The sequence below is a fragment of the Staphylococcus sp. URHA0057 genome (genome assembly GCF_000620265.1).
Lineage (GTDB): Bacteria > Bacillota > Bacilli > Staphylococcales > Staphylococcaceae > Staphylococcus > Staphylococcus pasteuri.
Genome location: NZ_JHVS01000006.1, coordinates 32,780 through 45,989, shown reverse-complemented (window position 1 = coordinate 45,989; position 13,210 = coordinate 32,780). Strand labels below are relative to the sequence as shown.

General features: G+C 31.0%; 3 protein-coding genes and 1 pseudogene. 1 reads left to right on the top strand and 3 read right to left on the bottom strand.

Annotation, left to right across the window (positions count from 1 at the left end; genetic code table 11):
• Positions 1 to 16 precede the first annotated feature (16 nt).
• Positions 17 to 1,279, top strand: coding sequence for an NAD(P)/FAD-dependent oxidoreductase (locus N524_RS0103270; protein ID WP_029055640.1), 1,263 nt, complete (start codon positions 17 to 19; stop codon positions 1,277 to 1,279).
• Positions 1,280 to 1,369: 90 nt separating this feature from the next.
• On the opposite strand, the gene N524_RS0103265 is transcribed toward N524_RS0103270, so the two are convergent.
• The 3 genes and pseudogenes from N524_RS0103265 to N524_RS0103260 form a co-directional block, all read right to left on the bottom strand.
• Entirely contained in the window at positions 1,370 to 6,364 is a 4,995-nt protein-coding gene (locus N524_RS0103265; RefSeq protein ID WP_443027694.1) for a DUF1542 domain-containing protein, read from the bottom strand.
• Between the two features lie 491 nt (positions 6,365 to 6,855).
• Positions 6,856 to 6,943, bottom strand: a pseudogene (locus tag N524_RS13855) (YSIRK-type signal peptide-containing protein); the annotation flags it as partial.
• Between the two features lie 246 nt (positions 6,944 to 7,189).
• A complete protein-coding gene (locus tag N524_RS0103260) occupies positions 7,190 to 12,961 on the bottom strand; it encodes a SasC/FmtB family protein (protein ID WP_029055638.1) in 5,772 nt (1,923 codons plus the stop codon).
• Positions 12,962 to 13,210: the final 249 nt, after the last annotated feature.

Genomic DNA, 13,210 nt, shown 5'->3' with positions numbered 1-13,210 from the left:
ATTGGAGGCAGTTAAAATGTATCAAACAATCATCATCGGTGGTGGCCCCAGCGGACTAATGGCTGCTGTTGCCGCTAGCTCTAGTAGTAACCAAGTTCTCTTGTTAGAAAAAAAGAAAGGACTTGGTAGAAAATTAAAAATTTCAGGTGGTGGTCGTTGCAATGTAACCAATCGCTTACCTTATGAAGAAATTATTAAAAACATTCCAGGAAATGGAAAATTTTTATATAGTCCTTTCTCTGTTTTTGATAATGAATCTATTATTCATTTTTTTGAGAGTCGCGGCGTAAAACTCAAAGAAGAAGATCATGGGCGCATGTTCCCTGTATCAAATAAATCACAAGACGTCGTGGATACTTTAGTTGATACGATTAATAAACAAAATGTTACAGTTAAGGAAGAAACCACTGTTCTTAATGTATCACAAGATAATGAAGGTATTTTTTCAGTTGAAACTGCACAACAAACTTATAAATCTAAAAGTTTAATTATAGCAACTGGTGGTACGAGTGTGCCTCAAACAGGTTCGACTGGTGACGGATATACTTTTGCAAAATCGCTAGGCCATTCTATTACAGAATTGTTCCCTACCGAAGTACCTATCACTTCTCCTGAACGTTTTATTAAAGATAAAACATTGAAAGGACTAAGTCTCAAAGATGTAGAATTATCCGTATTAAAAAAGAATGGCAAAAAAAGAATTAGTCATCAAATGGATATGATTTTTACACATTTTGGTGTCAGTGGACCAGCTGCATTAAGATGTAGTCAATTTGTTTATAAAGAACAAAAAAATCAAAAGAAACAAGATATAAAAATGGCACTTGATGTTTTTCCAACTATGAACGAGGATGAACTTTCACAACATATTATAAAATTATTAAAAGATGAACCTGATAAATATATTAAAAACAGTCTACATGGGTTAATTGAAGAAAGATATTTGTTATTTATTTTAGAACAAGCTGAAATTGATAATGAAACAACATCACATCATCTTTCAAATCAACAATTAAATACAATAGTTAAGTTATTAAAAGGATTTTCATTTAACGTTAATGGAACTTTACCTATTGATAAGGCGTTCGTAACTGGTGGCGGTGTTTCTTTAAAAGAGATAGAACCTAAGACTATGATGTCGAAATTGTCTAAAGGCCTTTTCTTATGTGGTGAAGTGTTAGATATCCACGGTTATACTGGTGGATATAATATTACAAGTGCATTAGTTACTGGTCACGTAGCAGGTTTAAATGCTGGAAAATATGATAATTTATTATAAATATTTGTATATAAAAACAGAGTTTAGGATTAATACCTAAACTCTGTTTTATTTATGATTTTATTGGATCAAACTTACAGTTTAACTATTTTATTCTGATTTATCTTTCTTTTGACTTAGTCGTCTGCTAACTATAGCAGCACCAGCCGCAAAGGCAATTCCTGCCACTGGTATGTGACTATCGTTTTGTCCAGTTTCTAGTAATTGTTTAGCTTCTGATGTTGAGTTATTGTCGTTCTCTTCACTTTGTTCAACTGTTGATGAAGTAACTTGTTCATCGATGTTTTCTCCATTTTTTATAGGAGTATTATCTTCATCAGTATTGCTTCCAGTGACTGTTGTTTGTTGAGTTGGAACATCATTATCATTATCTTTGTCTTTTTGAGGTGTTTTTACCGGTTCTTGGTTTGGATCTTTTTGAGGTGTTTTTTGAGTTACTTTTGGAACAATCGCTTCAATTTGTTTGATTGTTTCTTCTTTAACTTTTAACACATCTTCATTTGATTGGGCTTGATCTACTTGTTCACCAATTTTAGAAGTAAGCTGGCCTAATTGACTCAATGCTTTATCTTTTTGTTCTTGATTTGCTTGTGAATTATTAATCTTTTCTTTTTGTTCTGCAATCTTATCATCTAATGCTTTGATTGTTTCTTCTTTAATTATAGCTTTAACATTCACTGATCCTAATTTTAATTGAGCATTTTCAACCACTTCGTTAATGTCATTACTATTATTGGCATTTTTTATTGATGCTAATGATTCATCTTCAATTGCTTTCACTCTATTAATTGCGTCTTCTTTTTCGTCAGTAGTAGCTTTTGTTGAACTTTGAATTAATGCAACTTGGTTATTAACAAATTTCGTTACTTCTGATATAGCTCTAGGTTTAACAACTGTATCCACTTTGATAGCTTTAATTTGATAGATAAAGTTTGATTTTGCATTCGCTACTTCTTCATTAGTATTTTGTACATTTAATACAGCTAAACCTTTTTCTAAAATATTATTCAAATTTTCTTTAGCAGCTAATTTTTCACTTTCTACTGCATCTTCATTTGAATCAATTGTTTCTTTAACTTTATCCGCTTCTTCTCTTAATGCTTTTGCTGCATTAGAAATTTGTTCAACATTAATGACAACTTGATTTAAATCATTCATAGCATTCGCTTTAATTTGAGCGACATCAATGTCAGATGTTGCATTTTCAATTTCATTGTTAGCATTATTAACAATAGAATCTACTTTTTGTGCAGCTTCTTCAGATTCATCAAGTGTAGCGCCTAATGTTTGTCCAAATGTTTCTTTTAATTGATCAGCAAGTTGATTGATAGATTCAATCGCATTTGGTTTAGTTACAACTTCTGGAGTGACCTGATCAATTTCTGCTTTACCGTTTGACACCGCATCATCAACTTGTTGATTTGTATCAGCGTTATTAATATTAATAAATGCAATATTTGCTTGTTCTCTAGCGCTATTTATAGCATTATCTTTTTCTTGAGAAGTTGCTTTGTTATTTTCATTAATAGAATTTTCTTTAGCTGATAAAGCATCACGAATTTCTGTAATAGCATCTGCCTTTTTAGTAAATGTGAATTCAAAACCATTAATATCACTTAAAGCTTGGTCTTTGGCAGTTGTTAATTGTTGTACATTTGTAGCTTGGTTAATCGCTGTGTCATCTTGAGCTTTTATGTTATTTAAATTATTCAATGTAGCTGTAATTTCTTCTTGTGTACCATTCACAGCATCTTGAATTTCATTAACTTTATCATTGTAAACATCATTAACTTCTTTTAATGCATCTCGTCTTAATCCACCTATTGGTTGAACATTTTGTAAAGCATTAATTCCATTAGCTTTAGCTTCATCAACTTGTTGATTAGTTTGTGCTTGGTTCACTTGTTCTTTAGCTTTAGATAAAATAGCTTGTACTGTTTGTTTAGCATCATCAATATCTTCTTGACTATTATTTTGAGATTTATCTAACTCAGCTTGTTTTAAATCTGCCGTATCTGTTAATTCTTCATTAGCATTTTCTTTCTTAACAATTGATGGCGTAAATTGATTGATTTCTGTTATTGCATTTGTTTTAGCTTGATCTACATCATTGTTAGTGTTTGCTTGATTAATATTATTGATAACTTTAGAAGCTAATTGATCTAATTTATCACCAGCTAATTGCTTTTCTTCAGCAGTAGCATTGGCATTTTGATAAATTGTATCTTTTTGTTGATTCAAGATGTTTAAAGCTTCTTTTTTAGCATTATCTTTGACTGTAGTTTCTGGTTGAATGGCTTGAATTGTTTCATCGTTAGCTTTAACTGCATTATTAACGTCTACGATACTTTGAGCGTTAGTAACATCAGTTAAACCTTGTTGTAATGCATTATCAACTTTTGTATTTGCTGCTTGTTTTACTTCTTCAGTAGATAAAGGAATATTAGCAATTTCTTGCTTTTTAGCATTAGCTTGGTTTTGTAAATCTTGTTTTACAGCAGTTTTAACACCTGTATCTGCAGTTATTTGATTGATATTGTCGATACCTTCATTCTTTTTAGTTTCAACATCTATAGCACTATCTACATCAGTAACAGATTGTTTCGCATTATTAAGAGCTCGATCGATTAATTGATTTGCTGCATCTTTTTCTTCAGTAGTTGCATCTTGATTTTGACCTACTAATGCTTTTTGATTTGTAGCAGCTTGGTCTAATGCAGCTTTAGCATCTCCTTTAGTTTGTGTTGCTGGAAGTGTGTTACTAATGGCTGTTATACCATTTTGTTCAGCTGTAGCCACTTGTGCATTTGTAGTAGCCGCATTAACTTCATTATTGGCGTTAGTAACTGCTTGATTTAATTCTTGTAAAGCAATCGCTTTTTCCTCTGAAGTAGCATTAGGTTCGTTGTTTATAATATATGTTTGTTGTTCTTGTTTAGTTTGAATATTTGATAAAGCTGTCGTTTTAGCATTACTTTGTGGTACTACTAAATCTATATCTTGAATTGCTTGATTTTTAACTTGCGCTACCTGTGCATCAGTTGTTGCTTGGTTAATTTGTTCATTTGCTTTTGTAACAATTGCATCAACATTATTTGAAGCTTCTTGTTTTTCTTCATCAGTTGCATGAACATCATTAGGGAAAGTTTGTTTACGTTGTTCTGCTATTTGGCTAATTGCGTCTCTCGCATCTTGTTTTACATTCACAAATGCTCTAACTTGATTGATGTTAGTAATCGCATCATTTTTAGCATTATCAACGGACTGTTTACTCAAAGCTTGGTAAACATTATTAGTACCTTGACCTACTGCTCTATCTACTGAATCAACAGTATCATCACGTTCTTCTTTAGTCATATCAGGATTTTGAGTTAGTTCTACTTTGCGTTGTTCACCTAAATTTTCTATTTCAGCCATAGCATTATTTTTGTATTCTTGTGATGGTAAAATTGAAGTTATTTTAGCTATTTCTTCATTTTTAACATTTTCTACATCCGCATTTGACTGTGCTGCATCTATAGCTTGGTCAGCTTGAGTTTTAGCTGTTTGTAAAGCTTGAAGCGCTTCATTAATTTCCTCAGTAGTTGTACCTCGAGTTGCTTGTATAACTGTTTCTTGTTCAGTAACTTTTTGAGCAATTTCTGCTTTTGCAGCAGGTTTGACTTGAGCATCTTGTTGTATTTGGTTAATCTCTGTTTGGTTAGTTGCAACAGCATTATCTACATCATTATTAGTAGCTGCTTGGTCAATATCATTATTGGCTTTTGCAACTGCTTGATCTATCTTAGCGTTAGCTGCATCATGTTCTTCAGTAGTTGAATTAGTATCTTGATTGATAAGTTGCTTTTGATTATCTGCATCTTGAGCAATAGTTGTTTTTGCTTGTTGCTTTTTAACAGTTGCAGGTTCAATATTATTGAGTTCATTTAAACCATTTGTTACAGCAGTTGAAACCTCACCATTAGTTGTAGCTTGATTGATATTATTATCAATTTCAGCTTTTTTCGGATCTAATTGATTAATTGCGTCAGCTTTTTCTTCTGTTGTTGATTGATTTGAATTATTAATCGCTTGTTTTCTATCACTTAGTGCTTGATTAATTTGGTCTCTTGCAGCTGGTTTCTTTGCAACAACAGTGCTAGCATTTTGTAAGGCTTGTACAGTATTATTTTTCACATTATTTACTTCGTCTGTTGTATTAGCAGCTGCAATGTCAGTATGTGCCTCATTGGCTAAACTATCTACTAAATTATTAGCTTCTGTTTTTTCTTCTGTCGTAGCATCTGCATAGTTATTATTATTATTTTCTTTTTGTTGTTGTGCTGCTTGATTAATTTCGTCATTCGCCGAATCTTTTACGGCCGTTTCTGGCGTAATTGCATTAATTTGATTTATACCAAATTCTTTAGCTTGATTAACTTCCTGATTTGAAGAAGACTGATTAATGTTATAAGTTGTAATGCCTACTAATCCATTTACTTTTTCTTTTGCCTTCGCTTTTTCTTCTGTTGTAGCACCACTATTTCCATCAATAGTACTATTATGTTCAGTTGCAGCTTGATTAACTTCAGAAATAGCAGTTGGTTTCACAGTTGTAGTAGGTTCAACTTTTCCAATTGATGTAACATTTTGATTTTGAATATTATTTATTTCATCTTGTGTATTAGCACCATTGATGTTTTTTAAGGCCTGGTGTTCAACATTATGAACTTGGTTTACTGCTTCTGCTTTTTCTTCATTTGTAGCATTTTGGTTATTATTAATATTTAAGATTTGATCAGCTACCTTTTGAACAATCGCATTACGTGCAGCTTCTTTAGCATGTGTTTGTACAGTAATATTATCAATAGCAGTTAAACCATTATTTTTTGCTGTAGTAACATCGTTTTCAGATGCAGCTTGTTGAATATTATTATTAGCATTAAATTGTTGGTGCTCAACGTCTGTTAATGCAACTTGCTTTTCCTCTTGTGTGGCTTCTGCAGTAGTATTAATTGATTGGTTTTTCTCAGTAGCTTTTTGATTAATTTCATTAGTAGCGACTTGTTTAGCATTATTTAATGTTTGATTTTGAGCATTATCCACTTGGTTATTAGCTACTACATTATTATCGTTTGTACTATCTCCCACGTCACGTTTACTTCTTTTCTTAGGAGACTGATTTGTTTCTACTGTTGCGACAGGTTTGTTTAAACCTTCCGTTGGTACTTTACTATTTTGATTATCATTATTTAATTCAGTTGGTAATTTTGGTGTTTGTAAGTCATCTAACGAAACAGCAGGTTGTACAACTTCTACGGCTGGGGTATTAACTTCATCATTTGTAGTAGTATTATCTTGATTACTAACGCCTTCCCCACTATTCACAACAGGATTATTAATATTTTCAGTTGTTGCGTCTTGGTTATTATTCTCAGTAGTAGCTTGATTAACGTTAGGGTCAACTACTTGATTTGTGTCACTGAATTGGCTGTCTACATTATTAGTTTGCTCTTGATTAACGACAGCGTTATCGACTTGGTTATTAGCAACCCCATTCTCTACTTCTGATGCTTCAGCACTATTAGTATTTACGCCTAAAAATGCTACTGTAGCAATTAATGCTGAGAAAATACCAACATTAAATTTTCGAATACTAAACTTTTGTTGTTTAAATAAATTCATAATGATTGTCCTCCTAGGTGTAATTTCATGATGTAAAACATTAGAATTATATTTAGATTTCAAATAGGTTGCACACCTTTGTAATATGCACAACCTATTAAATTTAATAATTATTTTATCATCAACCTAATTATAAATCTAGTATAAAAATATACTTATTTAATAAGAATTAAATATTTATAGCATGAAGAATTAGGTATGTTTTATCTATCTTTATCACAATTAATTGATGAAGTATCAAACTTTTTATTTTTTATAATCTCTTAGTTTTAAACTTCTTAAATATAACCAAATTCCAAAAGTAAATGTGATTCCAGCTAAAGGTAAATGATTATGACTTAAACCAGTATCTGGTAATTCACTATTTAAGTTAGAACCAGGTGCTGAAATCTGTTTTTCTATATAGTTTTTACAATTAGTCATTGTTCTAACCGTATCTATTTTGATATGAGATTTAAGTGGCGATATTTTAATTCCTTTTAATTTTTCTATCGTTTCAATAACAATTTGGCTAACTTCATCATTTGTTTTTGCTTGTTTGATTCTTATATCTGCTTCTTCTAATATTGACGCGATTTTTCTCATAGCATTATTTACAGCATTGGAATCAACATTTTTTAAAAGTTTAATTTGATTTTTAACTTCATCAGCTACTTGATTGATATCTTTATTTGCTTGAGGTTTAACTTCTATATTAGGTTTAATTGATTCAATGATCTTAGCTGCATCTATATAAACTTGATCCACTTCACTGTTTGACAATGCATTATTAATAAGTTCTTTAGCCTTTTCTAATTCTTTTAGCACTTTAGTAATAGCCAATTCTTTCTCTTCTTTTGTCGCTTCATTTATTTGGTTAATTAATTGTTCTTGATTATTCGCAACTTGTGAAAGAAGTTCATTTGCTTCTGGTTTTTTAACCACTTTAACTTGAACATCATTAATAGCTTGAACCCCTTGTTCTTTTGTTTTATTTACTTGTTGTGTCGTTATATCTTGGTTAATTTGACTTAATGCTTGTTCTAAAATTTTCTCGATTTCTGAAATTGCTGCTTCAATTTCATTGGTAGTGGCGTTTAACGTCTCTTTTATATTTTTAATCTTATTTTGACTAGTTTCATTTAATAATTGTCTTGCATTAGTTTTAACTGCAGTAGATGGCAATATTTGTTGGATCTTATTGATAGCTTCATCTTTTGCTACTTCTACTTGATTATTATTTCTTAGATTGTTGATGTCATTGATTGCCTGATTTGCCAAACGATTAACTTCATCATTAGCTTCATCTTTTTCTTCTTGCGTTGCATCTTGAACTTTTCTAATAACTTCATCTTGATTATTGATGGCTTGGTTAATTTGAGTTCTTGCTTCTTCTTTAACTACAATTTTAGGCAAAATAATAGAAATTGCAGATTCTCCATTATTTTGTGCCAGATTAACTTGACTATTCATTGTCGCAGTATTGATTTGGTTAATAATATTTTCAACAGTAGCTTTAAGTTTTTCTAAAGCATTATTTTTTTCTTCATTTGTAGCATCTTCACTATGATTAATTAATTCCGTTTGCTTTTCAGCAAATTCTTGTATTTTAATTCTTGCATCTTGTTTTACAGTTGGTTGAAAAACAGACTGCTCAATACTTACTAATCCATTATCTTTAGTATTTGCTACTTCTTGATTTGTAGTGTCTTTTGTAATTTGTTGATTCAAATCATTTAATAACGTATTCATTTTAGTCATAAATTGATTTTTTTCTTCTTGTGTAGCTTCTTGATTTTCAAGTACTGGTTTCTCTTTATCTTGAATGGCTTTAGATATAGTTTGTCTTGCATTAGTCTTAATAGCAGTAGATGGCGATATTTGTTGTATACTTTGTATGCCATTATTATATGCCGTTTCCACCTCTTGATTTGTACGAGCTTGATCTATATTTTTAATTGATTGTTCTTTGGCTTGATTCACCAATTCTTGTGCCTCATTTTTCTCTTCAACCGTGGATTCATCACTATTTTGAATGAGCTGAGTTTGTTTATTAGATTGATTTTCTATATTATTTCTTGCATTAGTTTTCACTGTTGTCTCAGGTAATGTATTATGAATCATTTCAATTGATTGCTGAGTAGCATCTGTTACTTGTTGATTTGTTTGCGCCTGATTAATAGCATTATTTGCTTGATTGAATATTTGATTTAATTTTTGTAATGCTGTATTAATTTCTTCAACAGTTGCATCAGGTGTTGCATTAATCACTTGTTGTTGTGCATTTTTTGCAGACTCTAACGAATGTCTCGCATCTGGTTTCACCACTACATCAACTTGAACAGCATCTATGTTTTGAATAGCTTGTTCTTTGGCTTGATCTACATCGTTGTTAGTTTGTGCTTGATTTATAGCTTCTAGAGCCTGTTTCTTTTGCTCGTCTAGTAATTGAATTGCAGCTGCTTTCTCGTCAGTCGTTGCATCGGGTGTTTGATTAATTTGAGATAATTTATCATTATAATGTTGATTAATTTCATTACGAGCATCAGGTTTTTTAACGATTTGTTCTTGTATATTGTTAATCGCTGCCGTTCCATTTTGTTGTGCTTCATCTACTTGAGCGTTAGTGTCTGCTTGATCAATATGATTAAGTGCATCTGCTAGTTGTGTATCTACTTCATTAATTGCGGCTTCTTTTTCTTCAGTAGTTGCATTAATATTTTGATTTATGTCTTGTTTTTTATCAGTAGCTAATTGGTTTAATATCGCTATTGCTTCTTGCTTTTTAGTAACATGTGGTTGAATATTTCCTAAATCATTAATTGCTGCATCTCTTAAAGCTTCAACCATAGGTGTAGTACTTGATGTATTAATATCATTTATTACTCTATTTAATAGTGTGTTTACTTGTGCAATAGCTTCATCTCTTTCTTCCTTAGTAGCACCTGGTGTGGCGTTAATATTATTAATTACTTCTGTTGCTTTTTCATTAACTGCCGTTCTAGCATCTGATTTTACCTTTGTGGCTGGTTGAATACTTTGAATATTTTGTATAGACGTATCTTTTGCATTTTCAACTTCTTGATTAGTATCCGCGTTTTCTATATTTTGAATACCTTGATTAAGTTCTGTATCAAGTATTTGTTGTGCTGCTTGTTGTTCTTCTATAGTTGCATCGTTATTATTTGCAATTATATTAAGTTGTTCTTGTGCTTTTAAATTCAATAAATTTTTAACATTTGTTTTTACTTGTGTTTCTGGTTGAATGCTTTGAATTGTATTTATAGAATTATTTTTAGCTTGGTCAACTTCATCATTTGTATTTGCATTCGTAATATTTGTATTAGCTTCTGTTAAAGCTTGGTCAACTGCTTGAATTGCAGCTTGTCTTTCTTCTAACGTTGCATCTGTATTGGCGTTAATTTCATCCTTCTTTTGTTGTGCTACATTAGCAACTGCATCACGAGCATTTTGTTTAACTATGGTAACTGGATTAATGATATTAATTGCATTTACACCATTATCTTTAGCTTGATCTACGTCGCTATTTGATACACTATTATCAATTTCACCTATAGCTTGATTAGTTGTTTGATTAAGTTCATTAAGTGCAGCCTCTTTTTCTTCTTGAGTAGCTTCATTATTTTGATTAATTTCTTGACGTTTCGCTGTTGCTGCTTGGTTAATTTCAGCTTTTGCGTTGGCTTTATAAATATCAGCTGGTCTATCTGTATTAATCTTATTAATTGCATTATTTTTAGCTGCTTCTACCTGTGCGTTGTTTTGAGCATTATCAATATTAGCTAAAGCAGTAGTTACATCATTATCTAATTCTTCTAGTGCCGCTTCTTTTTCTTCAGTCGTAGCAACTGTATCTTGATTAATCAATGCTCTTTGTTCAGTAGCTTTATCGTTTACAGCCTGTCTTGCACTAGGTTTTGCTATAGGTGTTCCTGTATCTCCATTTAATATATTTAAACCTGCATTTTTTTCATTTGTCACACCATCATCAGTTGTTTGATCATCAATATTATTGATAGCATTATCTCTATCTTGTTCAATTTTATTAATTGCCGCTTCTTTTTCTTCATCTGTTAGTTCATTATCCTGATTAACAGTATCTGTCATATCATCGGCTTTGTTATTAACTGCACGAGCCGCTTCTACTCTACTAATTAAAGTATGTTGCAATTGATAAGTTAATTGATCAATGTCTGCTTGAGAGACTCTCTGATTAATTGGAACATTATTTCTAGATTCATCTAAGATGGTTTGAGCTCTTGCTTTTAACGTATTATATTCATCTACAGAAGCAATGGTATAATTCGAAGCTATGACTTTAGTATCTACAGCTCGTTGTAATTCATCTTTATTCATAACAATATCTATATTATAAGGTTCTAAATTGACATCACTCGGTGTTGGAGGCGTATCGAAATATTCTTCAGCAAAAGTTTTATATACTAAATTGTCTTGGAAAGTAACTTGTCTTGGTGTTGGAACATTATTAACACGTAATTTATAGTTAATGTTCAAATTTTTATTAGGCATTAATGATGCGTTATTTGAATTCGTTTCATCGCCATTACTTTTTATAGTGATTGTACGAGTTGTTGGGTCATATGTAGTAATCATCGGATTTAACATATTTCCTGAACCATTACCAAATGGCAATTCTGTAGTAAGTGATTGGTCGACATATTCTATACCTTCTGGTAAATGAATAGTATAAACAAATTCGTTTGTATTCATTGAGGCTGCAAAATCACCATCGTTTTTCAATGAAGTTGAAACATTGAATTCTCTATTATTTACTGCCTTTGTTTCTATATTTCTATTTTCAACATATATATGCGAACCAGAAAATAGACCTACTTTATCTATAAAATCATAATATTTATAGCCATCTTTGAGTTGATAAACACCCGCAATATCTGTGATAGCATCGTTATTAGGTATAAATTGGATTTTTAAATGCGTAACATTATCAGGTACTTTAAATAATCTTGATTGAGCTCTTGTTGATACTGTTTTTTCTCCAATTATATTATCGTCATCAGCATTTCTAATAACAATATTTACAGCACCTTGCCTATTTTTAGTTAACATTGTAGAAAAATCAAAGACTAATTCAGAATTTGGATTGACTGTTAAAGTCTTCTCAATTCCATTAAAATCCCCATGATCATTAGGATCAGCACCATTGGCTCTACCTAAAACAATGACATTGTTTTGAGCTTGGTAATTTTTTTCGTCACTTGAATTAAACATACCGGACCTAACCAAAGTATGACTTATAACACCAACTTTACCTCCGTTTATAAGATTAAACCCGGGTAATTGTTCAACAATAGTAACTGTAGGGTTATTTCTACTTTTACTTGGAGTGACCCCAATATCATCAAATGTTAGAACCTCGTTGATTGCGTTAGGACCAGTATTATTTATTTTTGGATCAATCACAGTGGTTGAATTAACTGTACCACCTGCATTATTATCAACAGCCGCACGTCGACTTCTTTTCTTAGGTCTATCTGCTTTAGGTCTTGATTCTGTTACTAATTTAGGTTGATTTTGTTGAGTTTCTCCATTCACTAAATTTTCAGGTAATACAATATTATTACTTATGCTATCGAGTTGAAGTTTTGTTGAATTGTTTGTGCTAGGGTCGAAATTATTTGTTGAAGATTCAGTCGATTGTTCTTTACTTAAATCAGGATTTGTTTCAGAGATAGATTCATTTCCTAGTAAGTCATTTGCATTACGTTGATTATCATTAACTTGATTGTCTATCGTACCATCTGATGTATTAGCGACATTAGTATTTGTCACATTATTTTGATTAACAGTTGTTAATTCATTAGTATTTGTTTCACCTGTTAATGCAGTATTTGGCGTATCACTATTGGTATTTAATTTATTCTCTTCTGCTAATGCTTGATGAGTTTGACTTAAAAAAAGTGTAGTACCAATAATAGTTGAAAAAATGCCTATGTTAAACTTTCTAATACTGAATTTCTGTTTCCTAAATAAATTCATTAATTGTTCCTCCTAGTTGTATCGTCTTTGTTGTTTATAATTAATGAGCGTTTATGATGCATATGTATTAAATGAATCAATTTGCTATTTTAACCAATATAATGAATTGATATTCACTTTGATTTTATCATCAATTTTATTCAAATTCTAGTATACATAAATTAAATATTATAGTACACGTTTTAATTTATTTTTAACATATTTGTCATGTAAATTTTTCAACGTTATCAAATAAGATTTCATAAAAAA